The following is a 24,231-nucleotide window of genomic DNA, read 5'->3' as shown; positions in this document are numbered from 1 at the left end:
TCGCTTCTGCCAAAAACAATTTTGTTTTTCAGTTGAGCTTTAGGTCATCAAAAAAAAACTCCCCCTCGGCATGGGGCCAAGGGGGAGTTTGTTATCAAGCCTGAATCTATGATTCAGGAACAGCGTGCTTACATGATTGGCTTCATAGCGCTCATGTAGGAACGCAGCTCTTCACCAACCTGCTCAACCACGGTATAGCGGATGGCTGCGTTGACTTCGATCAGCTCGACGTTGTCTACGGTATTGTCTTTCACATCCATACCTTTACCGATCACATCGGTACCAACTGTCTTCATGAAGTCGGCCAGCATGGGAACAGCCTTGTGGGCGAAGAGGTAGTTGCCGTACTCAGCGGTATCGGAGATAACCACGTTCATCTCGTAGAGTTTCTTCCGAGCGATGGTGTTGGCGATCAGCGGAACCTCGTGCAGGCTCTCATAATAGGCAGACTCCTCTTTGATACCGGCGGAGACCATGGTGTCAAAGGCAAGCTCAACACCGGCTTTAACCATGGCAATCATGAGGATACCATTATCAAAATACTCCTGCTCACTGATCTCGGCAGTGGTCGCATCGGTTTTCTCAAAACCTGTCTCAGCGGTGGCGGCGCGCCAGGTCAACAGGTTCTTGTCATCGTTGGCCCAGTCTTCCATCATGGTGCTGGAGAAGCTGCCGCTCATAATGTCATCCATGTGCTTCTCAAAAAGCGGAGTCAAAATCTCTTTGATCTCCTCAGAGAGGTAGAAGGCACGCAGTTTTGCCGGGTTGGAGAGACGGTCCATCATGTTGGTGATACCACCATGTTTGAGTGCTTCGGTGATGGTCTCCCAACCGTACTGGATCAGTTTGGTGGCATAAGCGGCATCAACGCCCTCGCTGACCATCTTGTCAAAGCAGAGCAAAGAGCCGGCCTGAAGCATACCGCAGAGGATGGTCTGCTCACCCATGAGATCGGATTTAACCTCGGCAACAAAGGAAGACTGAAGAACACCGGCACGATGTCCACCGGTCCCGGCAGCGTAGGCCTTAGCGATATCCCAGCCCTCGCCCTTGGGATCGTTTTCACGGTGCACAGCAATCAGGGTGGGGACACCAAAACCACGTTTGTACTCTTCGCGAACCTCGGTTCCTGGAGATTTCGGGGCAACCATAACAACGGTGAGATCGTCGCGGATCTGCATCCCCTCTTCAACAATGTTGAAGCCGTGGGAGTAGGAAAGGCAGGCTCCCTTTTTCATCAGCGGCATAACAGCGGAAACCACGTTGGTGTGTTGTTTATCCGGGGTGAGGTTGATCACCAGATCGGCAGTGGGGATCATCTCCTGGTAATTTCCAACTGAAAAGCCGTTGTTGGTGGCATTTTTCCAGCTCTGACGCTGCTCGCTAATGGCGGAATCACGCAGGGCGTAACTCACATCCAGGCCTGAATCACGCAGATTGAGGCCCTGATGCAACCCTTGCGCACCGCAACCAACGACAACTATTTTTTTGCCTTTGAGTTTCTCGACGCCATCGGCGAACTCACCTGCATCCATAAAACGGCATTTGCCCAACTCTTCAAGCTGCAGACGAAGCGGCAGGGTGTTGAAGTAATTCTGTCCCATGATTAATCCTCTCTGATGTGATGGGGGTATACGAATACGGCCTGGTCGCTTGCTGGAAAGTCACGAGCCAGGACAAGATATCAGCTGTTTTGCACAGAATACTCGATTTTTCTATTGCGAAAAGTGATAAATTCGCAATTGCGTGTTGCAATATTTGCAACAAAGCTCCAGTATATCTGAAAAGCAGTTTCATACCACGAATGAACACTTTTTCCCGCATGATTATGGACATCCGCACCATTAAAATTTTCAATCACCTGGCTCACTCACTCCATTTCGGGCGGACCAGTCGCGCATGCAACCTGAGCCCCTCCGCCCTGACCCGGGCCATTCAACGGATCGAAGATGAGGTGGGCAAACAGCTCTTTCTCCGGGACAACCGCAAAGTCAGTCTGACACCGGCGGGCATTATCTTCAAACAGTATGCAGAGGAAATGGAACAACGGTGGCACCAGCTCAAACAGGACTTAAGTGATGATGCCTCCCTCCACGGAGAACTCTCTCTTTACTGTTCGGTAACCGCTGCGACATCGATACTTCCCGGCATTCTCGGCCGCTTTCGGGAAAATCATCCGGGGGTCCAGATCAAACTGCAGACAGGCGATGCGGCCGAGGCTTTGGACAGGCTCAGTGCTCGTGATGCCCAAGTGACCATTGCCGCCTTGCCGGAACAGCTTCCGGATTCAGTGGTCTTCATTGAGTTGGTGCGCACCCCCCTTCTCTTTATAACTCCCAAAGAAAGCGGACTACCGGTGCTCGATAACGGACAAATGATCGACTGGCCCCGTACTCCGGTCATCCTCGCCGAGCAGGGCTTAAGTCGTGTTCGCATTGATCGCTGGTTTAAGGAAAAAAACATTCATCCCAATATCTATGCCGAGGTCGCAGGCAACGAGGCGCTTCTGGCCATGGTTGGCCTCGGATGCGGGGTCGGCGTTGTTCCCGAGTTGGTCCTTGAAAAAAGCCCCTTACGCGATCGGGTCGAGATCAGCTCAATTACTCCCGAGTTAACCCCTTTTCTCATTGGTGCCTGCACGCTGCAGCACCACCTCACCTACCCCGTCATCCAAGCTTTCTGGAAAACCGTGCAAGAGATCAACACAGAGATGCTTTGATCTTCTCTCTGAAACTTTTTACGAGAGCGATCGTATTGACAAACGCATGCTTAGGCTATGTACTACTTATATCCCCCCTGAATCCGTGACAGCGGGTGGTTGCTAAACAACGTCTTGGTCCGTAGCTTTGACAAAAGCATTCCTTGTTCAACAGGACTTGCAGCCCGCTTTAGGACAACCACGAATTCAGGTTCGCAATGAAAATCTCTTCCCGGGAGTTCTCGCATGCGTGGTCGCACTCAAACCTGTACAGTGAAAGATGGGCGTATTCGCATCACCTGCTCCAACTGTAGAAAGAGGCGCTACGTCGCTGTTCCAGGCAATGTTCGCAGAAAATCAATACGCTGTCACTGTGGCCTCAGTACCACGTACAATTTGAACCACCGGGTCTACGCACGCGAATCCACCTGCGGCAAGGGGTTTCTCCTGTTGGCCAACGGCAGGGAATGTCCGGTCTATCTCTGCGATATCTCTCTTGGTGGGATCGGCTTTAATATTCCGCCGCATTACGCACGGACCGTCTCCAAAGCCAAGGAGCTGCGTCTCAAATATCGCTCCGGCGCAGGAAGCTCCATGATTCGCAGAATTCGCATCACCAGCCTCATCAACAACCGCGCCGGTGCAGAGTTTATTGATGGGAAACCGCCATCGTTGTTTTAACCGAGAACAATTTTCGCGCGCATCGAAACATACACTTCACTGATACAATCCTGATCGCATCATAGCCTCAACCTAACAATCGCTCGATATATTCAGGGACAAGATTTATAAGGAGTCCCTTACCCCGAGCGATTATGACCAGTCTTCCCCCCTCTTTATACTGTAGCCTTGCTGCTGCGGCCCCAAAAGCCGAGCAATTTCGAAACGAACTTGCAAACGGTCTCAAGAATCTCCCCTTCTACGGTACCGATACGACAGTTGGTCTTGAAAATGAATTCCAGGTCGCCGTGGAGGGATGTAAAACCGAGGTAGACCTGGCCATAACCCTGGTTGAGTCGAACTACTATAAAAACCTTCAGGCCCGTGCCGGTCGTGGTGATCTTACCCCCCACCAGCTCGCCGAGCTCATCAGCTTTCTTGATGAAGAAAAAAATGCCACCTGGGAAAATTCATGGGTCCGTTTTCCCTTCCGCTGCCTGGGAGAGTATGCCGCCTCTCTTCTCCGTCATGATTTGCTCGCCGATAAAAATGATCCCCAGAGCCCTAAAAGAGGAGATATCGACCAGTTCCTCTTCCACAAAGAGGGAGAACCATGGGTGCGCGTACCGGTAAGCTACCTCCTGAAAATATCCCTGGCCCAGGCAATAGGCTCATGGCAGCCCCCCGATCACCACTCCACAAGCCAACTCAAAAAAATCGGCGAGCGGTTGATGGAGCATCTCATCAGCGACAACTCCTCACCTGAAATATGTAGCTTTAGCTTAAGCCAAGGCAAAGATGGAGAACTGCCAGGCCGGGAGACGGCACGCGAAACCAGCCGCCGATTTTTCTTTTTGCAACTGCTCATCCAATACGCCAACTCTGCGTTCCGCCTCAAGGAAAATGGTCAGATCTGCCGCATGTACATGGCTCCCAACCCCCCTTCGCGACAGAAAAAACTCAATGATTTAATTTCAGATCAATTTTACCGCGAACTTTTTCTCAACCCCTGTCTCTCGGGATGGCCAAAGGGGGAAAGTAAAAAAGACTACATGGGGTTATGTCACCGGACCCTTTCCCGCAGTCAGCTCAACACCATAGCCAAACTCAAAGAGGCAGGCATAATAATCAATAATCTGGTGGTCCTGCCCAATACCTCCTCCACCTCTCTTGCCAACAATGGCACCCATATTACCCTGGGAAGCAAGGTACTCAGTCACAGTTTTGCCCAGGGTGAGGGCATGCTGGTGGAAAAATACTACGGCGATCTGGTGATTAAAATTGTGGAGCATTTTCTTCCGCTCTTTGTGACCACCTGTTCGGCTGCTCCCCATCGTCTGGGATTCAGTGATTTTCATCCGGAAAAGGTTCTGGGCTACCTCCCCCATGAACTTGATTACACGCATCTGCGCATGCTCTGGCGGCGTTGGAAAAAAAAGGCGGATCTGCGCTTTTGCGGACATAGCTTCACGCCGGTCGGGCCTCTCTGGCTGGACCGGATGACCTCTACCCTACTCCGGTTACGCGGTGATTATCTCCCCGATGTTCGGCTCATTGATTACCTGGTTGCTCTGCAGAGTGTTGAACACAGCCCGGCGCTCAACGGCCAACTTGGTAACCAGGATCGCCTGAAACGGGATTTAAGTGAAATGGGAGTCTTTGACAGCCGAATGGCCATCTACCTGCCCTATCGCATGCGTGATGTAGCAGGTTATGGTTTTTCCGGCTTTGAAGGACGACATTACTCTCTCTTTCCGGACCTGAATACAAGCCTGCGCATGGCGGTTAACCTGCAGACACTGGTCACAGCCATAAGCTATCGCTGGGTTCTTGAAGGCCGTGTCACCCACGCCGATATTCCCGATGATCCCTGCACAGAAAGTGAACGACGCCAGATCTTTTTTGCCTCAGCCATAGGCCTGCCCACAGTCTTTATTCGTGCAAACACCAACAATCGACTGCTTAAGCGCATCCTCAGCAAGGTGGATCGCCAACGTCCCAGCCGTCGCTACCGGGGCTACGTTCGCATCAAAGTAAATGCCTATCAACAGGCCTGCCTGGACATCCTGCGAAGCGAAGAGCAGGGTGTTTGTCCACAAGCTGAGTTGAACTCGCTCCTTGATCCTCTGGAGGCCATGCTCAAGGGGAAAATTCCTTCTGCAGCTGACCAACTGACATCAGAAATTCTGAGTAAAAGCGGAAAAGTGGCCGACCCCATGCAGGTAAAAAGCAGGGATTTCAACCAAATGGCCGAGCAGTATTACCGCGACGACCTCTGCCGCCTGCATATGGACAATGGGCTGGACACCCTGGTCGATGACGGGCTGCGCTTTGACGGACAACATGATACCCGAGCAGCAGCCTTGAAAGAACAGCTCATAGGCCCAACCCCAACCGCCCTTTTCATCCGTGAAACCGGTTGCCGTCTCTTGGCGGGCGAGGCCACGGGCAAAGAAATCCATATGCTGATTGTGCTCTGCCTGGTGCTGTATCACCAAGAAATATCAGTGGAATAATCCCTTATGCAAGAGCAACATCAATTTATAGAACGAGCAAGCGGAGCCATCATCAGCGAACAACTCATTGGCGATCAGTCCATTGACCTTCTGTATAACCGGGTGCGGGAACAGGCTCCCGGACTCTTTCGTGCCCTGACCTCCCAACGGATGTCCGCGGTGCTTGGCTTTCTGCATTTTGACATCAACCTGCCTGTCCTCGGAGCAACCGGTCTAGACCTGCTCAAAAAAATGGGGGTCGACTGGGGGGAATGTCTGGCCTCGCACCAGAGTTTCACCACTCCCCGTCAGGTCTTTGAACGACAGATTCGTTACTGGGAGTGCCGCCCCATGGACGCAGATATATCTGTTGTTGTCTCGCCGGCTGATGCCAAGGTGCTTATTGGAAGTCTTGATGATATTCCTGAGCTCTTTATCAAAGAAAAATTCTTTTCAGCCCGGGAATTACTGGGACCAGCATCACGTTGGAGTGAGGGCTTTAGTGGAGGTAATTTTGCAATCTTTCGCCTCACTCCGGATAAATACCATTACAACCATCTGCCGGTCAGTGGAGAAGTCGAAGACATCTATACGGTTGATGGCTCTTGCCACTCCTGCAATCCGGGGGCACAAATCTCTCTGGCCTCCATCCATGCAAAAAACCGACGTGTAGTGACCATTATCAATACGGATGTTCAGGGTGGCTCCCAGGTAGGTCTTGTGGCCATGGTTGAGGTGGTGGCCCTGATGATTGGCGATATTGTTCAGTGCTACTCAGAGCATCGTTATGATGATCCTCAACAGCTGCATAAAGGCATGTTTGTAAAGAAAGGCTCTCCCAAAAGCCTGTATCGACCAGGAAGCTCCACAGATATCCTTTTGTTTCAGCAGGGACGGGTCAGCTTTTGCCAGGATCTGCAAAACAATCTGGTCCGCCCGGATGTTTACAGTCGTTTTTCCGCAGGACTTGGTCGCCCCTTGGTGGAAACCGATCTTCAGGTACGGTCAAGCGTTGCCTTGGTTGCAAACTAAGAACATTCAATATACAGAAAAAATCTCATGAACCTCTGGCTTTTTCTCTCTGTTTCAGGCCTGCTCTTTACTCTGATTATTATTTCAGGCTGGCGTTATCTTCCCGGTGAACGCTTTCAGATGCTTGCCTCCATTCCCGTACGCCCCGATGGGAAGGGACGCTGGCAGGGGATGAACCTCACCTGGTATGGACTCCTTCTGGCCAGCGCTGCCATCATTGGCATGAGCTACACACTCCTCCTCTGCCTGTCCGCCTCCCTGGCTTTGGCTCCCCTTCTTGCCTTACTTGCTGCCATTATAGTGCTCTGTGTGCCTTCAGCTCGTTGGATTGCCCGGCTGGTGGAAAAAAAAGAGTATACCTTCACCATAGGCGGCGCATTTTTCTGCGGCCTGGTGTCCACCCCTCTTGTTATTCTTCTGGTGAACGCCTGCTGTTCCTTCCTTGGCTTCCCGACACTGCCCATGCAGATCGTGCTTGCCGCTCTGGCTATCGGCTACATCCTCGGTGAAGGCCTTGGCCGTCTTGCCTGTATCAGTTTTGGCTGTTGCTATGGCAAACCATTGCATCGCTGTGGCAAAATTCTCTCTTTCCTCTTTGCTCAAACAGCCCTGGTCTTTTCTGGACCAACGAAAAAAGCTGTATATGAAGGAAATCTGGCTGGAATCAAGCTTATTCCCATTCAGGGGATAACCAGCCTGATTTATACGGCCACAGCATTGGTCGGATGCTTTCTTTTCCTTACCGGCAAATACCGGAGCGCCTTTCTGCTCTGTTTGTGCGTCTCCCAGATTTGGCGCGTCATTTCCGAAATATTTCGCTCCGATTTTCGAGGATTGGGCTCAATCTCGGCCTATCAAAAAATGGGTATCATTGCAGTGTTGTACGGCAGTCTCCTCTGCCTGGTGACACCTGTGCCCAGTCAACCGATCCCCGATATTCTCACAGGTTTCAAAAGCCTGGTCAATCCCCTGCTTATTTTTAGCCTGCAAACCATCTGGTGTATCCTCTTTCTTTACTTTGGACGCAGTCAGGTGACGGGCTCTACTCTTGAGTTTGAAGTACATCATCACTGCGTTTAAGTCTCTGCAAACAGGATCTAAACAGTGTTCAAACAGTCCCTCAACCCGAATAAAACCCGACGCTGACCAAAGAGTAACATCTATCCGTTACTCTGCGTGACACGACTCTAGAAAAGGTATCTTCAGGGAGGGAAATTTTGAAGATATCCGAGACGTTTTACTCGAGCGAACACGAAGGAGGGACTTCATGGCGCCACAACATTTTCGATCCATTTGGATCTCTGATCTGCACCTGGGCACCCGCAACCTGCAAAACGAAAAACTACTGGACTTTCTCTTGCAGACCGAATCCGAGTTTCTTTATCTGGTTGGAGACATTTTTGATCTGCTCAAAGCGCAGAAACGTTGGCATTGGCCCAAGGTGAACGATCAGATTGTCGAGACCATTCTTGCCAAAGCAGCCAATGGGACCAAGGTGGTGTACATCCCGGGCAACCATGACCACATGTTACGTAAATTCAACGGATGTACCTTTAATAATATTCAAATTCAAAACAGCGTTATACATGAAACCGTTGATGGAAAACGCTATCTGGTCATGCATGGGGACAAGTTTGACCCCATTGTCCAGAACTCCCCCTGGCTCGCATCCATAGGTGCCACCGCCTACGAATGGCTCTTACTTTTAAACCGCTGGTTCAATATCGGACGTAAACGGGTCAAACGGGAATACCGCTCCATCTCTTCCTACCTGAAACATCAGGTCAAGATTGTGGTCAATTACATGGGACGCTTTGAAGAAGTCGTTGCCCAGGAGGCGACCCAAAATCAAGTGGATGGGTTGATCTGTGGCCACATTCACAGGGCCGGTATTCGAGAAATCAACAATGTGCTCTACACCAACGCGGGCGACTGGGTGGAAAGTTGCACGGCCCTGGCCGAAAATGCATCTGGTCGTCTTGGTGTCATTGAATGGCATAATCAACACCCCATTTTGGAGGCCGCCTACGGTAAAACCTATGAAGATCTGTATCGCAACCGATGCCTGGCATCCACAAATTAATGGCGTTGTTACCACCCTCACCCGCACGAGTCAGACCTTACGCTCCTGGGGACATGAGGTAAAGGTACTCAGCCCGGATCAGTTTAAAACCATTCCCTGTCCCACCTATCCGGAAATCCGTCTCTCCATGGTTTCATGCTCGATCATTGGAAAGATTTTGAACCAGTTTGCTCCCGATGCTGTCCATATAGCCACGGAAGGTCCCATTGGCTGGATCACCAGACGCTGCTGCCGAAAACTCGGGCTAAAATTTACAACCTCCTACCACACCCGTTTTCCTGAATACGTTCGTATGCGGGCACCGGTTCCCATGCGGATGAGCTATGCCTTGATGCGTGGGTTTCACCAGGCTGCGGAGCGGACCATGGCAGCTCCTACCATTATTGATGAGCTTGCAGAGCGAAAATTTTCGCATCTGGTTCCCTGGTCGCGCGGGGTGGACACAAAGCTGTTTCACCCCCGTGAAGAATCAGCCAGACTCAATGCTGAACCCCATTTTGTCTACATGGGACGGGTGGCACCGGAGAAAAACCTGCCGGCTTTTCTTGATCTCCAACTCCCCGGGAAAAAATGGGTTATCGGTGATGGTCCGAGCCTGGCACAACTTAAATCTCAGTACCCGGAGGTTCGGTTTTTAGGCGCAAAAAAAGGAGAGGATCTGGCCAAACATCTGGCCTGTGCGGATGTCTTTGTCTTTCCAAGCCTGACAGATACCTATGGCCTGGTCTTGCTTGAGGCAAATGCCTGTGGTGTACCGGTGGCCGCCTTTCCTGTGACCGGCCCTCAATATCTGATTAAGGAAGGGGTTAATGGTTCGCTTGATACCGATCTCCAGGCAGCGGCCTTACGCGCGCTGTCAGTTTCTCGCGATACCTGCAGGCAGTTTGCCGAGCAATACTCCTGGGATACCTGCACCCAACAGTTTTTAGGTAACCTGGCACCCAATACATCAGCCGCTCGGGTTGAGATCAAGGCTGATGTATCTCTGGCCGTGGCCAGCTGAGAACACCTGATTCAGTGATAAGAAAATCCAGGGGAATATCGTGGGGTTCGGAGGGGAGCATTGCAACAACTTGGAGCGCGTAGGCTAGACCAACCCGCAGGGCCTGAGGTGCTTTATTCCCTAAAAAACGGTCATAATAGCCACCGCCGTAGCCCAGACGATTTCCCTGGTGATCAAACACTGATCCGGGAAGAAGAACTACCTCGAGTTGTACCGGATTTATTATCCGTTTGGGAATAAGGCTGCTGATAGGCTCTGGTATACCTTTATATCCCGCAACCAACTCCTGCTCAGGGTTGGTCAGGACAACCGCATCCATGGTTGCTGTCTTGGGTCTGGTCAGGGGCACGGCAACGGTCTTTCCCAAGGCGAGCAACCGCTGCATCAGTTCTTGGGTGTTCACCTCGCTCTTATAGTTGCAGTAGATAAAAAAATGCTGAAATTGGAGAATATCTGAGAGTGAAAGAAAGCGCTTGAGTATCTGTTCGCTTTTATCCCTCCGTTCCGTTTCAGAGAGTAAATCACGCCTTTTGAGGAACGTCTGGCGTATCTGTGAACGCTGTTGACTTGGTTTAACGTGCATTCGGACCTCAATCTTTCCAATAATTCCTGTGCTGACTCAAACAGACCAATAAAAAAGGGTGGTATCCAGAAGGATACCACCCTTTTTTACAAATTGAGGCAATAACTGCTTACATCGGCAACAACAGCTTATTGGTATCCTCGTTCCAGGTAACAACCAGGTACCAGAGGGTGATGAAGCCAACGATCAGAGCCATGGTATAGCCATAGCCCATGACATCAGGAAGATAAATGGAACTTCCCAGGTATCCTTCACCTTCAAAATCGTAAGCTCTGAACCATTTACTCATCAGCGAGTTGGACAGGCCAAAGAAGGGAACAACCAGCCAAAGTTTGATCTGTCCTTCACCTACACGCCACAAAGTTCCGGAACCACAACCACCGGCGAGCATAGCGCCCAGACCAAAGATAAAACCACCAACAACACCACCCCAACCAAAGGTACCACGAACATAATACATGGGGTTGAGGACGGGATCGCCATCCATACGAACAGCTACGCCGTATTTGAGAACAGCAGCACCAACGGCGACGATAAGGATAGACAGGCCAACAGACTTGGCCATCTTGCAGTCACCGGTCATGTGCGGCTCACGGAAGCCCTGGATCATACACCAGCGACCACGTTGCATAGCATAACCAAGACCCGCTGCAATCAGCAGGAGACCGGGCAGCGAATTAATGTACTCGACGTAATCATCGCCATCAAAATTGACGTAGTACATTGCCGCGTAGATCAGGCCAACCACACCGGCGATACCGAAAACCCACTGAATAATAGAAGGGATCTCCAGAGTCCAGGATCCGCCTCCGCCCCAGGTGATGTGCTCCATCTCCTTGTACAGTAACCACAAACCAAAGATAACGCCGGGAACCAGACCAACCCACATGGCAAAACCATTGGCTGCCAGGTTACCGATGGCATTGTACATACCACCGATGTTACAGCCACCGGCCAGGGCTGAACCAATACCCATGAAAATACCAGCGGCAATAGCCTTGACATATTCACGGATCGGCGGAAAACGGAAAGCGAACTGTCCCCCCAGACAGGCGGAAATGAACGCACCCCCGATAAAACCAAGACCAATAACCGAACCAGAGTTAAACCAGATAGACTTATTCAACTCCTGAAACGGTTCGGCATCATACAGGCCAATGCCAACCAGCATCCAGTCGCCCCAGTTGCGGATAGCACCAACAGCACCCCACGGACGCCACCAGGCCATGACCAGGATACTGAGAATTGCGACAATGATACCTGTGGTGGTCGCATTCCACTCCTCCTGACAGAGCACCTTGTACAAGTGCTTAATTTTTTGCCATAAAACCTTCAAACTTTCCATTGGTAAACAGCCTCCTTTTCCCTAATTGATGATATGAGCACCCACTTAACGATGACGAACCCAAATTGCTCTTCATTCATAGCAAAAGCCTGGTATGAATGAAGAAACCGTCCATCGCAAAAACAGCAACTTACATAAAACCATCGTTTCCCGCTTCATTGGTGAAAACGACAAACTTCCTAAAATCAGGTATATTTTCATCGAATTGTGCAAAAATACCTGTGCCTATGCTATTTGTCAACAACAGCTGTCAACTTGCTACACACACTCTTAAACAATTGTTTTTATTTCAAATAAATAATGATTCGTCGTTCATTTATGAATCTTCATTCAATTTTTGTTTCCATCTTGACAGAAAGAGGTTTACTCTATAAACTAAAACGTCTTTTTTTCATGTATAAAAGGCCCTTTACATCAAGCATTTTCTTTAAGGAGAACACACAATGAGTGACGTTAAAGTAGCACCCGATGGTCTGGATGTTGCCGCTGTTCTGGATGCACGTGGTCTGAGCTGCCCCATGCCGCTGCTGCGTACCAAAAAAGAAATCGGTAAAATCGATGCCGGTCAGATTCTCCATATCCAGGGTACTGATCCTGGTTCCCGTAACGACATTCCTGGTTGGTGTGAGCGCGCTGGTCACGAGTACCTGGGCGAGAAGGAAGAGTCTGGCTACATCAGCTTCTTCATCAAAAAAGGATGATCATCCTGTTTACATCCTTTTAATGGAGGAACAAGCTAATGGCTGCTGATCCAAATAAACTCGGGATTTTTGTCACCTCTCCTCAGCATATGCGTCATATCCTCGGCATCACCAAAGCTGCGGTTCGTGCTGGGAAAGAAGTAATGGTTTTTTTCACCTATAAATCCATTCACCTGACCAAAAATCCCCTTTTCCGCGAATTGACAGAGCTTTGCCCTGTTGAAAATATCGCTATCTGTGCCGACAGCTACATCTGCGAGGGTTATGACAACGTCAATGACGTTCCCCCCGGTCTGATCGACAAACAGATGCGTACTCAGGCTTTCCACGGTGCCATTCTTGACGAATGCGCCAAGTACATCGTCATGTAAGGAGATACGGATATGGAATCATTAAAAGTATACATCCTGATCGCCAACCGTGTTTACAATGACGGTATTCGTTCCGGTCTGGGTCTTGCTGTTGAAAATCACTACGCTTACCCTGTTATCATGAACGGCGAGTTCCCGCGTTTCTCTGACTACATGTCTGAGAACATCGCCTGGATCATGGATATGGAAGGCCAAGTATACAGCTGCGGCGCCGAGGCTCCCACCGAGTTGCCTGCAGATGCTGAAATTGCCAATATTTCTTTGGAAGAACTTGGCGAAGCAATGAGAGACGCTGATGTCATCATTCCTTATGGTCTTCCTAAACAATCCCACGAGCCGCCTGCTGCTTGTAGCGAATAAAAGGAGATTGAGCGATGAGTGATGATGCAATGAAAATTCTCCAGGTCTACAGATCTGAGCCCACCGATGATATAAAAAAGCTGGTTGAGATCCTCAACCGCGACCGGGTTGCTGATGAGTTCAAACTCTATGACGGCGAACCCAACTACGATACACTCGTACAGAAAATTTTCGCCAACGACAAAACAGTCTGCTGGTGGTAAGTATTTTCTGCTGAGCATAAGAAAGCCCTGTGGTCATTTGATCACAGGGCTTTTTTTATTCGGCTAACTGGTGTCCGTCCAGAAATGAGGATTTTTGTTCAAGTTCAGGTAAGCGCAGATTCCGAAAAGACCCTTTCTGATGGGGCACTAACGAGCGATAGCTATCTCCATTATTCGATCGTGAAACAGCGGTCGAAAACTGCGTATTTTCGTATTCTCCCTTGTGGGATGTATCCTATTGGTGAGCAAAACCACTATCACCTCTTTTACAGGGTCTATCCAGAAAGAAGTACCGCTGAACCCCAGGTGTCCTACACTGGTGGATGAAAAATATCGACCACTGCTCGAGCCTCCAGGTGTAGGCGTATCAAATCCCAGACACCAGTCGGAATGCGGTTGTTTTGTTTGCAGGGCATACCGCAGTATTTTAGATTCTATCGGTAGTTGCGCACTCTCCCTTTTCCATAAATCGAGAATTTGCTCACACAGGCAGATTACGCCCTTCACTGAGCCAAATAATCCCGCGTGTCCCGCCACCCCTCCCATAAGCCAGCAATGTTCATCGTGCACCTCCCCCTGAAGGATATTCCCTCGCCAAGGGCATGCTTCGCTTGCTGCAACTTCACGTTCAATAGGCCCTTGTTCTCCCCCTATGGGATGAAAGAATATATCTTTTTCTAGGGAAAGAGGACTGGCTATTCGCTCCTTAAACAGAACATCCAAATCCTTTCCCGTACATTGCTCAATCAATTTACCCAGCAAAATAAAGCCCAAATCACTGTAAAGAGAACCTGATCCGGTTTCATAAATCAACGGCTCGCTGCGAATAAGCCCAAAGAGCCTTTGTCGAGCCTCTTTATCTTGCCTGGGGGCGAACTGTCGAAAATAAGGGTGATAGGCAGGTAATCCCGAGGAGTGGTTCAACAGGTGGTAGAGTTCAACCTGGGGATAATTCAACTCTAGAAATCGATCAAGGGGCGTATGCCAATCCAGTTTTTGCTCACCGATGAGCTGCAGGGTTAAAAGCACTGTGGAAAGAGGTTTGGTCAGCGAGGCCAGATCAAAGAGTGTCTGCTCTGAAACCGTTGTCCCCAGTGCATCCTGCCGTGTTTTTCCTGCACTTGTGAAGCTGCGAAAACGGCTGTTTTTAGAACCAATACTCACTCCGGCACTCATACCAGAAAAAACACCTTCAGCCACCCCCTGAGCACCCAGGGTATCAAGTATTTTATTTATTTGATTTTTCATATTTTTTTGACATTACAAATAACATAAATTATTTGATTTTTTACCCAAATTCGAGTATTTTTACTCCTTGAGTAAAACGTGTTGATAAGATTGTTGAAAACCTGTGCGCAACCTGTTGCAAATAAGCAGCATTCTCCACTTTTTCACCTTATACCCCCTACCTGCCAAACAATCTTTTTAACATTAAATATGCATAAAATTTAATTAGTTATATAGTATTTCCACATTTAAACAGCGTTAATAACAACAACAAATAATTTATAAAAAGAAAGGAATGTTATTATGGCCTTCCAGTTTAACATAAACCGAGATGATCTCCTTCGAGGAATCGGTGCTCAGCAAAATATTACCAGTAAAAAAGGAACGTTAGCTATCCTTTCCAACGTACTGGTCGAGGTTGAACAGGAGCAGATAGTTCTCACGGGAACCGATTTGGAAATAGGCTTAAAACAGTCCATTCCTGCAGAAGTTATCGAAACAGGTATCTTGACCCTTCCAGCTAAAAAACTCTTCGAAATAACCCGCGAATCGAACTCCTCAACCTTTTCTTTTAAGGAGTTGGAAAAAAACTGGGTTGAGATTACCGCTGGCCCAAGTGTCTACCGGTTAGCCGGAATGGTGGCCGATGAGTTTCCCCAGTTTCCTGAGTACGACGAAGATGCCATGCTTTCCATGGACAGTGGTATCATGGTCGATCTTGTCGATAAAACAATTTTTTCCATCGCCCAGGATAAGGAAAACATGTTCACCCTCACCGCTGCTCTGTTGCAGAAGGTGAAAACCGATGATCAGCTCAGCCTGAAAATGATCACCTCCGATGGCCATCGTCTCACCATCATGAACCGGGATGTTGATGCAGGCCTGGATGCCCTCAATCTTGATACAACCCTCATTCCCCGCCGAGGCGTGCAGGAAATTCGAAAATTCTGTGAAAACCGCAATACCTTCTCTTTTGGCGTTGAAGAAAAGCAGGCTGTTTTGAAGAGTGATGACTCTCTGCTCATTATTCGGTTGATGGAAGGCGATTTTCCCGATTTCCAGGGATTGCTTAATGTCTTATCCAAAGAGAACTCCATTCATATTGACAGAACCCGCTTTCTTGAGAGTCTGAAACGGATCAATCTGTTCACAGAAGATCTCTTTCATGCCATCAAAATGGATGTCACAGAGGGGAAAATAGTACTCACCTCACAGAATGCCGACTTTGGATCAGCCAAAGATGAATTTGAAGTTGAGTATTCCGGTGAGGAACTCTCTCTTGGTTTCAATTGCCGCTATTTCATAGATACTCTGCAGGTTATGGAGGGAGAAACTGTCATTGCCTCCATCAATAACCAGGAAAGCCCCTGCATGATCACCTCAGAAGACGATCCCGGCTTTTTGAGCGTGATTATGCCCATGAAATTATAGGGATTGTCCAAGCCTTTCTCTGACACCTTTTGCCAGGGTCTTTCCCCGGTTTTTTTTATTTGTCCAAGAACTTGTTTTATCAACTCGTAACAACTTTATTGATAACTAAAAGTGTGAAAACAAGATGTTATTAAAGTTTTCAACACCTTGCTACGAGAACAACAACTCTACAGTGAAGGATAAACGTGAGTGAATTAAGCAACACTTCCTATGGTGCGGATCAGATTAAAGTTCTTGATGGACTTGAGGCTGTTCGCAAAAGACCTTCCATGTATATCGGCAATACCGGTGTTCAAGGTCTGCATCATCTCATCTACGAGGTGGTTGATAACTCCATTGATGAGGCACTGGCTGGCTACTGCTCCCAAATCAGCATAACCATCCACTCCGATAATTCTGTAACCGTTGAGGATAATGGACGCGGTATTCCGGTGGATATGCACTCCACTGAAAATATGTCCGCCCTGGAACTGGTTATGACCACCCTCCATGCCGGTGGTAAATTCGACCACTCAACCTATAAGGTCTCCGGTGGTCTGCATGGTGTGGGTGTTTCTGTTGTTAATGCGTTAAGTGCAGAAACCAGCGCTGTGGTGCACCGAAATGGCACCATCTACAAACAGTCCTACAAGTACGGTGATCGAACCGGTGATATCGAAGAAATAGGCAACTGTGAGGATTCTGGAACCAAAATTTATTTTAAACCAGATCCTGATATTTTTACCGAAACCACGGTTTTTCAATATGAAATTGTCAAAAACCGTATGCGGGAACTGGCCTTTCTCAACAAAAATATCCTCATAGTTCTCAAAGACGAGCGTGACGGTGCCGAGGATTCCTTTCATTTTGAAGGCGGTATCGTTTCTTATGTTGAATATCTCAATAGAAATCGTACTGCGGTTCACCCCATCCCGGTTCTCATCACCGGTGAAAGAGACGATGTCCAGGTAGACATCTGCCTTCAGTACTTTGATGGCTACTCCGAGCGTCTCTTTTCTTTTGTAAATAATATCAATACAAAAGAAGGCGGCTCCCATGTGGCTGGCTTTCGTGCCGCCCTGACCAAATGCATCAATCGCTACGCAAGTGACGATGTTGTTCCTAAAAATCTCAAAGAAAAATTGGGTGGCGACGATGTCCGTGAGGGACTGGCCTGCATTATCTCGGTGCGTGTGCCCAACCCGCAGTTTGAAGGACAGACCAAAACCAAGCTGGGCAACTCTGAGGTCAAGTCGATTGTGGAGTCCCTGTGTAATGAAAAGCTTGGCGCCTACCTGGAAGAAAACCCACAGGTGGCCCGGGCAATTCTCAGCAAAGCGGTCGAAGCAGCCCGTGCCCGTGACGCAGCCCGTAAAGCCCGTGACCTTTCCCGAAAGAAAGGTTCTGTCTCGGTGATGATGGCTGGAAAACTGGCTGAGTGTCAGTCCAAGGACCCTGCCCAGCGTGAGCTTTTTATTGTAGAGGGTGACTCGGCTGGCGGTTCGGCTAAACAGGGACGGGACCGTTCCATTCAGGCCATCCTCCCCCTGCGTGGAAAAATTATGAACGTCGAGAAAGCCAGGTTTGATAAAATTCTCGGCTCCGAGGAAATCAGACAGCTAGTGGCATCACTGGGGACTGGTATTGGTAGTGAAGAGTTTGATCTGGAAAAACTGCGTTATCATAAAATTATCATCATGACCGATGCTGATGTTGACGGCGCTCATATTCGTACCCTGCTGCTGACTTTTTTCTACCGCCAGATGCTGCCCCTGATTGAAAACGGTCACATCTATATTGGTCAACCCCCGCTTTATCGTTTGGGCAGAGGAAAAAAAGAGCAGTATTTTCTCGATGATGAAGAACTCAACGCTTACCTCTACAGTCAGGCCAGCCAGATGCTGCGCATTCAGACCGAAAAAGAAGTAGAGATCGCCCAAGATCAGATGATCACTATGCTGAAAAAACTCTCCGCTTTTGCCCGCGTCCTCGCCTATCTGGAACGGATGAATATCAAGGAATCCCTGACCCTCTTCCTTTTGGCCGAAAATATTCACACAGCTTCTCAGTTTGAAAACCGGGAATTTGTGGAAGACTTGGCGAGAAAACTTGAAGGGAAAGCCTCCTCTATTGGTCCGATTCGGCCTTGTATCTGGCGTCCAGCCTGCTTTGAGCTTGATGTCACTATTGCCGGTGAATCCCACGTAACTGCTGTTGTGGGCCCCAATATTCCTCTGATTAACGAATATCGTCATGCCCTGGAGCTCTACACAGGCATTCAAGAGTATCTCCAGAGCAGCTTTGCCCTGATTCGTACCAGTTCAACCGGTCAGGAATCGATCATCGATGTTGAAAACTGGCGTCGACTGATAGAGGTTGTCCGTGAGGAAACCTTTAAGGGATCACATCTCCAGCGCTATAAAGGTCTGGGTGAGATGAATCCGGAGCAGCTCTGGGATACAACGATGAACCCGGAAAACCGCGCTCTGGTCCAGGTCAATATCGATGATATTGCTCTGACTGATGATATTTTTACAACGCTCATGGGAGATAAAGTCGAGCCTCGCCGTGATTTTATTCAAAATCATGCCCTGGAAGTTGCGGATCTTGACATATAAAACGACCACTCTCCCATAACGTACGAGTCACTTAGGATAGCATAATGACCCAACAATCAACAGATACCCCCCAACAGCCCACCATTGCCATATCCAGGGAATTACAGAAATCCTACCTGGATTATGCCATGTCCGTCATTATCGGCAGAGCCCTGCCCGATGTACGCGATGGCCTCAAACCGGTTCATCGCCGAACCCTGTACGCCATGCGCGAGCTCGGCAATACCTATAATCGAGCCTACATCAAATCGGCACGTATTGTCGGTGATGTAATAGGTAAATTTCACCCCCACGGCGATACTGCAGCTTATGATACCCTGGTGCGTATGGCCCAGGATTTCTCCATGCGTTACCCCCTGGTTGACGGCCAGGGAAACTTCGGTTCCATGGATGGCGACTCTGCCGCTGCCATGCGTTACACAGAAGCACGGATGACCCGGCTGGACCAGGAGCTGGTTGCGGACCTCGATAAGGAAACCGTTGATTTTGTTCCCAACTACGATAACTCCCTCCTGGAGCCTGCGGTTCTGCCTTCCAAAATACCCAATATTCTCATAAATGGGTCAGAGGGTATTGCTGTAGGTATGGCGACCAAAATACCGCCACATAACCTGACAGAGGTTATCGATGGTTTGATGGCCTTGATTGACGATGCGGAAATCACCGTGCATCAGCTTATGGAAATCATCACCGGACCGGACTTTCCCACCGGCGGTTTTATCTGTGGGCGTGCAGGGATTCGCGAAGCCTACGAGACCGGCCGTGGTGTAGTGTTGATGCGCTCCAAACACCATATCGAACAACGGGGCAACAACGCCGAATCCATAGTTATCACCGAAATCCCCTATCAGCAGAATAAAGCCACCCTGGTTGAGAAAATAGCCCTGTTGATGAAGGAAAAACGGATAACCTCCATTTCCGAGATTCGTGATGAGTCCGACCGTCACGGTGTACGCGTCGTTCTCGATCTGCGCAAAGACGAGATCGCCGATGTCGTTATCAATCAGCTCTACAAAATGACCCCGCTACAAAAGAGCTTTGGTATCATTTTGCTCTGTATTGTCAATAATAAGCCGGAAATCCTCAATCTCAAACAGATCCTGCAGCACTTCATCGTCCACCGTAAAACCGTGATTTATCGACGGACCGCCTTTGAACTGCGTAAGGCCGAGGAACGAGCCCATATTCTCGAAGGCTTAAAGATAGCCATTACCAATCTCGATGAGGTGGTGGAACTGATCAAGTCCTCCGCTAACCCGGCAGAGGCTAAAGCCGGATTAATCGCCCGCTTTGAGCTCTCCGAAATTCAGGCACAGACTATTCTCGATATGCGGCTGCAGCGTCTCACCGGCCTGGAACGCGACAAAATCATCAATGATTATGAGGAAATCCTGGCTCAAATATCCTGGCTCAAACAGATTCTTTCCGATGACAATCTCGTTGTTCAAATTGTTCGTGATGAGTTTACTGCCATTCGGGAAGACTACGGCGATGAACGTCGGACCGAAATTATTGACGCGCCCGATGAAATCCTGCCCGAGGATATGATAGCTCCTGAAGAGATGGTGGTCACCATTTCCCACAGCGGCTATATTAAGCGCAATCCGCTGGCTCTTTACCGGGCTCAACGTCGTGGTGGTAAAGGCGTTCGTGGCATGGTCAGTGTAGAGGACGATTTCGTCACCAAACTCTATACCGCCTCAAGCCTTGATACCTTCCTCTTTTTTACCAACAGTGGGCGGGTTTTCTGGCGCAGGGTGTATGAGCTGCCACTGGCCGGTCGTACAGCTCGCGGCAAGGCCATTGTCAACCTGCTGGAACTCGGAGAAAACGAGAAGGTTGCCGCCATTCTTCCGGTGGCCGGTCTCGCTGATATGGAAGATTCCGTCTCAGTCCTCACTGTTACCAAGCTGGGCCGGGTGAAAAAGACCTCAATATCTGAATACAAGCGTCCTTTACGGAAAGGAAAATTTGGTTTAACCATACGTGATGATGATGAAATCCTCTCTGCTGCCATAACAAGTGGAGACGATGAGATATTTCTTGTCACCCGAAAAGGGCTCTCCATTCATTTCCATGAGTCCGATGTGCGTGTCATGGGACGTCTGGCCGCCGGTGTTAAAGGTATCAACCTGAGCGAAGACGATCAGGTGGTTGGGATGGCTATCATCAGCGCAGATGATTCCGTGCTTACAGTCACCGAAAACGGTTACGGTAAACGGACGGCAGCCTCCGAATACAAACTGCAGGCTCGTGGCGGTAAAGGTGTCTTTGCCATCAAAACCAGTGAGCGTAATGGTAAAGTTGTCGGCGTGCTTCCGGTTGTTGATGAAGACCAGGTCATGCTGATTGCCAACTCCGGAAAGATCATCCGTATGCCCATGGATACTGTCCGCATTATTGGTCGAAACACGCAGGGCGTCCGTCTGATTAATCTGGAAGAGGATGAATTTGTTGTCGATATGTCTATCCTTGCCAGGGAAGAGGACGTGGAAGACGATGAGAACGACGAGGAAAGAGTCGAGGGGGAAAATGAAGATTGATAAGGTCGCGATGATCGGGGCCGGGAGCTGGGGTACGGCCCTGGCTCTCTTACTGGCCCGTAAAGGCGTCAATGTTACCCTTTGGGATAGAGATGTGGAACACATCAATATCTTATCCCAGGATCGTGAAAACAAACGCTATCAGGAAGGACACCCCTTTCCTGATTGCCTCAGCGTCAGCGATGATCTTTTTGCAGCGGTTGGCGGCGCCCAGTGTATTTGCATGGTGGTTCCTTCACACGGCTACCGAGAGGTCTATAAAAAGCTCTTTCCTGTGCTTCCTGAAGGCACCCTTATCGTTTCAGCGGTGAAAGGGATTGAAATAGCCAGCGGTATGACCATGACCGGGGTGATGCAGCAGGAGGCAACAAGCTGTAAACATCTGCAGCTTGGTGTGCTGAGTGGTCCCAGTTTTGCCAAAGAGGTTGCGAATAAACAACCCACCGCCGTTACGGTTGCTTTTAAGGATCTCAAAGCAGCAGAGGCTGTGCAACATCTCTTTTCCACGGATTATTTTCGGGTCTACTCTTCAAGTGATGTAATTGGACTTGAAATCAGTGGAGCCATGAAAAATATTATAGCCATAGCAGCTGGTATCTGTGACGGTCTTGGCTATGGTTTGAATACCCGGGCAGCACTGATGACCCGAGGTCTGGCTGAAATATCCCGTATGGGTGTGGCCCTGGGGGGACAACTCCAGACCTTTGCCGGTCTTGGCGGCATGGGAGATCTGGTGCTCACCTGTACCGGCGATTTGAGCCGAAATAGAACTGTCGGCCTCAAACTTGGCTCTGGGCTGACCCTTGATCAGGCACTCAGCGAGATGAAAATGGTGGCAGAAGGGGTCAAAACAACAAAATCCTGTCATGCACTCGCCAAAAGCATGGATGTAGAGATGCCCATCCTTGAGCAGGTCTATCAGGTGCTCTATGAGGATAAAAAATGCGCGGATGCCGTTGCCGAACTCTTCCAGCGCGATCTCAAAAACGAGCTGCAGTAATTTGTTTACAGACCACTTTGCTGGACACAGTCTTCAGGGAATCTTGAATAATTGCTTTTTCTGCCAATCTCTGCGTTATGTAAAAAATTTTATCCTCGGAATATCAAGTATATGCCTGCGGTAAAATTTCTAGCATGCCTTGACCTTGATTGAAAAATCTAATTTTTCAAGACACCCTTCATCTTTTCGCATTGCTCCTGGTCATCCAGAGCACCAGTATTTCTAGGTACATCTTGTCTAAGGGATATCGTTTTCCTATAATTGCTGAAAACGATGTATGGGACTTCATACAATAATATTCCATATCTAAACGGGATGGTTGCGATGACATCCCCGAGTTACCCCATGTTTTTGTATGAAGCAGAAACAATGTTCGTTGTTTATGGAGGTACAGGATGAAAAAATGGGAATGTACTATTTGTGGCTATATCCATGAGGGAGACGAGCCACCGGATGAATGCCCGATATGTTCCGCCGACAAGAGTGCCTTTGTCGAGGTCACTGAGGAGGAACAACCGACGAATGAGCAGACCGTCGTCGAAGAACCTGTTTCCTCTGCTGTTCCAGCTCAGGAGCCTACCCAGTTCCAGAAAATCTACTCCTTTGCCTCCGAGCAGATTGTAAAGCACCATCTCCACCCCATAGCCGTTCATACACCAAACGGTGTGCTCCCCATGGCGTTTCTTTTTCTCCTGATAACGCTTTTTTTCGGACTTCCCCTCTTTGAAACCGCCGCTTTTTACAGTTTTATTTTTGTTCTCATCGTTATGCCCTTTGTCATTTTTACCGGGTATGAGATTTGGAAAAACCGGTATCGTGGGGCTATGACCTCAACCTTCAAGATTAAGATAGGCGCCTCGATTGTGACTGTGAGTTTGCTCTGTGTTCTTATCCTTTGGCGAGCGGTGCAACCTGATATTCTCACTGTTGCCACCTCTGGTCGATGGATTTTTATTCTCCTTTCATTGATTTTGGTCAGTGCGGTTGGAATTGCCGGGCACCTTGGTGGTAAGCTGGTTTTCGGTAACAGGAAAAATTAACCAGCTTTTTAATACCCATCCAAAAAAGGTCTTTTCGGAGTCGGGCTTACCCGAACTTAAACAAAAATCCTCACTTATGGACAAACACTATTTAGGTAACAATCTGATTAGTGAAAAAATATTAAATGATATTTTTTCTCATTTAAACTTGCCTATCATAATTTTTTAATGTACTATGCCTTCATTCGAGTTTAATTTACTTAAAATTATAATGTAATCAAGCTGTTAAACAGGAAAACATGAGGGTAGTCTGAGCTGAGAAATCAGGTGAGATTACCAAAATCATTCATCGAACATGGAGGATAACACCAATGGCCACTACAAATGACAATCTGAAAGAAGCCTTTTCCGGTGAGAGTCAAGCAAATCAGAAATACCGTGCTTTTGCGAAAAAGGCTGAGAAAGACGGTTTTGCAAACATTGCCAAACTGTTTCGCACCACTGCAGAAGCCGAGCGTATTCATGCTGAAGGTCATCTCAAAGCTCTGGATATGATAGCCACCACCGCAGATAACCTGCAGGCGGCAATTGATGGCGAGACCTATGAGTTTACAGAGATGTATCCGCCCATGGTTGAGCTTGCTGTGGCTGATGGTCACAAGGCAAAAACCATGTTCAAATTTGCCGTTGATGCAGAAGCGGTGCATGCAGAGATTTACTCTAAGGCTCTCGAGGCAGTCAAAGCAGGCAAAGATATGGATGTAACCGATTTTTATCTCTGTCCGGTCTGTGGGTACATCGAGCTGGGAAAAGCCCCGGAGAAATGTCCGGTCTGTGGTGCAAAGGGAACCGTTTTTACCCAGGTTGCCTAAATCAGACAGCAGTATCCAGGTAGTTCTGTAAAAAAAAGGCGGATGGC

The 24,231-nt window shown here is 48.8% G+C and carries 21 protein-coding genes; 17 read left to right on the top strand and 4 right to left on the bottom strand.

The genetic code is table 11. The annotated features are described in order from the left end of the window. Nucleotides 1–128 precede the first annotated feature (128 nt). Complete coding sequence (gene ilvC / locus JWJ90_RS02535; protein WP_205225604.1) at nt 129–1,604, bottom strand: ketol-acid reductoisomerase; 1,476 nt, start codon at nt 1,602–1,604, stop codon at nt 129–131. 200 nt (nt 1,605–1,804) lie between these two features. On the opposite strand from ilvC, the gene ilvY reads away from it, so the two are divergent. The 7 genes from ilvY to JWJ90_RS02500 all read left to right on the top strand — a co-directional run bounded on the left by ilvY (nt 1,805) and on the right by JWJ90_RS02500 (nt 9,971). Next, nucleotides 1,805–2,719: an HTH-type transcriptional activator IlvY gene (gene ilvY / locus JWJ90_RS02530; RefSeq protein WP_240194715.1), complete on the top strand. Its 915-nt coding sequence runs from the start codon at nt 1,805–1,807 to the stop codon at nt 2,717–2,719. Nucleotides 2,720–2,944: 225 nt separating this feature from the next. Further along, nucleotides 2,945–3,379 (top strand): PilZ domain-containing protein, encoded by a 435-nt coding sequence (locus tag JWJ90_RS02525; protein WP_205225603.1) that lies wholly within the window; start codon nt 2,945–2,947, stop codon nt 3,377–3,379. Nucleotides 3,380–3,513: 134 nt separating this feature from the next. Next, the gene (locus JWJ90_RS02520; protein ID WP_205225602.1) at nt 3,514–5,874 is read left to right on the top strand and encodes a hypothetical protein; all 2,361 of its coding nucleotides are present in this window, start codon (nt 3,514–3,516) and stop codon (nt 5,872–5,874) included. A gap of 6 nt (nt 5,875–5,880) precedes the next feature. After that, on the top strand, nt 5,881–6,885 hold the full coding sequence (locus tag JWJ90_RS02515; protein WP_205225601.1) for a phosphatidylserine decarboxylase: 1,005 nt from the start codon (nt 5,881–5,883) through the stop codon (nt 6,883–6,885). A gap of 27 nt (nt 6,886–6,912) precedes the next feature. Then, entirely contained in the window at nt 6,913–7,965 is a 1,053-nt protein-coding gene (locus JWJ90_RS02510; protein ID WP_205225600.1) for a prolipoprotein diacylglyceryl transferase family protein, read from the top strand. 187 nt (nt 7,966–8,152) lie between these two features. After that, a complete protein-coding gene (locus tag JWJ90_RS02505; protein WP_205225599.1) occupies nt 8,153–8,968 on the top strand; it encodes a UDP-2,3-diacylglucosamine diphosphatase in 816 nt (271 codons plus the stop codon). Then, entirely contained in the window at nt 8,925–9,971 is a 1,047-nt protein-coding gene (locus JWJ90_RS02500) for a glycosyltransferase family 4 protein (protein WP_205225598.1), read from the top strand. Before JWJ90_RS02505 ends, JWJ90_RS02500 begins: the two co-directional genes overlap by 44 nt. Here the strand turns inward: JWJ90_RS02500 and JWJ90_RS02495 are convergent. Further along, nucleotides 9,937–10,554 carry a 5-formyltetrahydrofolate cyclo-ligase gene (locus JWJ90_RS02495; protein ID WP_205225597.1) on the bottom strand — a complete coding sequence of 206 codons (618 nt, stop codon included), beginning with the start codon at nt 10,552–10,554 and terminating at the stop codon, nt 9,937–9,939. The two genes, JWJ90_RS02500 and JWJ90_RS02495, sit on opposite strands and share 35 nt — an antisense overlap. A 109-nt stretch (nt 10,555–10,663) precedes the next feature. Continuing rightward, nucleotides 10,664–11,899: a YeeE/YedE thiosulfate transporter family protein gene (locus tag JWJ90_RS02490; protein WP_205225596.1), complete on the bottom strand. Its 1,236-nt coding sequence runs from the start codon at nt 11,897–11,899 to the stop codon at nt 10,664–10,666. A 443-nt stretch (nt 11,900–12,342) separates the two neighbouring features. Between JWJ90_RS02490 and JWJ90_RS02485 the strand changes: the two genes are divergently transcribed. Genes JWJ90_RS02485 through JWJ90_RS02470 form a run of 4 tightly spaced genes read left to right on the top strand, consistent with a single transcriptional unit; the run spans nt 12,343 to nt 13,534 of the window. Beyond that, complete coding sequence (locus JWJ90_RS02485; RefSeq protein WP_205225595.1) at nt 12,343–12,600, top strand: sulfurtransferase TusA family protein; 258 nt, start codon at nt 12,343–12,345, stop codon at nt 12,598–12,600. Nucleotides 12,601–12,638: 38 nt separating this feature from the next. Beyond that, nucleotides 12,639–12,971 carry a hypothetical protein gene (locus JWJ90_RS02480; protein ID WP_205225594.1) on the top strand — a complete coding sequence of 111 codons (333 nt, stop codon included), beginning with the start codon at nt 12,639–12,641 and terminating at the stop codon, nt 12,969–12,971. A 12-nt stretch (nt 12,972–12,983) separates the two neighbouring features. Then, on the top strand, nt 12,984–13,331 hold the full coding sequence (locus JWJ90_RS02475; RefSeq protein WP_205225593.1) for a hypothetical protein: 348 nt from the start codon (nt 12,984–12,986) through the stop codon (nt 13,329–13,331). Between the two features lie 14 nt (nt 13,332–13,345). After that, on the top strand, nt 13,346–13,534 hold the full coding sequence (locus JWJ90_RS02470) for a hypothetical protein (protein ID WP_205225668.1): 189 nt from the start codon (nt 13,346–13,348) through the stop codon (nt 13,532–13,534). A gap of 147 nt (nt 13,535–13,681) precedes the next feature. On the opposite strand, the gene JWJ90_RS02465 is transcribed toward JWJ90_RS02470, so the two are convergent. Beyond that, on the bottom strand, nt 13,682–14,782 hold the full coding sequence (locus JWJ90_RS02465) for a serine hydrolase domain-containing protein (RefSeq protein ID WP_205225592.1): 1,101 nt from the start codon (nt 14,780–14,782) through the stop codon (nt 13,682–13,684). A 282-nt stretch (nt 14,783–15,064) separates the two neighbouring features. Between JWJ90_RS02465 and dnaN the strand changes: the two genes are divergently transcribed. The 6 genes from dnaN to JWJ90_RS02435 all read left to right on the top strand — a co-directional run bounded on the left by dnaN (nt 15,065) and on the right by JWJ90_RS02435 (nt 24,184). Beyond that, nucleotides 15,065–16,192, top strand: a complete 1,128-nt coding sequence (dnaN, locus tag JWJ90_RS02460) for a DNA polymerase III subunit beta (RefSeq protein WP_205225591.1) — start codon at nt 15,065–15,067, stop codon at nt 16,190–16,192. 185 nt (nt 16,193–16,377) lie between these two features. Next, nucleotides 16,378–18,789 (top strand): DNA topoisomerase (ATP-hydrolyzing) subunit B, encoded by a 2,412-nt coding sequence (gene gyrB, locus JWJ90_RS02455; protein WP_205225590.1) that lies wholly within the window; start codon nt 16,378–16,380, stop codon nt 18,787–18,789. Between the two features lie 44 nt (nt 18,790–18,833). After that, nucleotides 18,834–21,332 carry a DNA gyrase subunit A gene (gyrA, locus tag JWJ90_RS02450; protein WP_205225589.1) on the top strand — a complete coding sequence of 833 codons (2,499 nt, stop codon included), beginning with the start codon at nt 18,834–18,836 and terminating at the stop codon, nt 21,330–21,332. Further along, nucleotides 21,322–22,332, top strand: a complete 1,011-nt coding sequence (locus JWJ90_RS02445; protein ID WP_205225588.1) for an NAD(P)H-dependent glycerol-3-phosphate dehydrogenase — start codon at nt 21,322–21,324, stop codon at nt 22,330–22,332. Before gyrA ends, JWJ90_RS02445 begins: the two co-directional genes overlap by 11 nt. Before the next feature lie 395 nt (nt 22,333–22,727). Next, nucleotides 22,728–23,372 carry a rubredoxin-like domain-containing protein gene (locus JWJ90_RS02440; protein WP_205225587.1) on the top strand — a complete coding sequence of 215 codons (645 nt, stop codon included), beginning with the start codon at nt 22,728–22,730 and terminating at the stop codon, nt 23,370–23,372. Nucleotides 23,373–23,683: 311 nt separating this feature from the next. After that, nucleotides 23,684–24,184, top strand: a complete 501-nt coding sequence (locus JWJ90_RS02435; RefSeq protein WP_205225586.1) for a rubrerythrin family protein — start codon at nt 23,684–23,686, stop codon at nt 24,182–24,184. Nucleotides 24,185–24,231: the final 47 nt, after the last annotated feature.

It is taken from the genome of Desulfobulbus rhabdoformis, from assembly GCF_016919065.1.
In the GTDB taxonomy this organism is placed as follows: Bacteria; Desulfobacterota; Desulfobulbia; order Desulfobulbales; family Desulfobulbaceae; genus Desulfobulbus; species Desulfobulbus rhabdoformis.
This window is presented reverse-complemented; position numbering and strand designations above follow the sequence as displayed.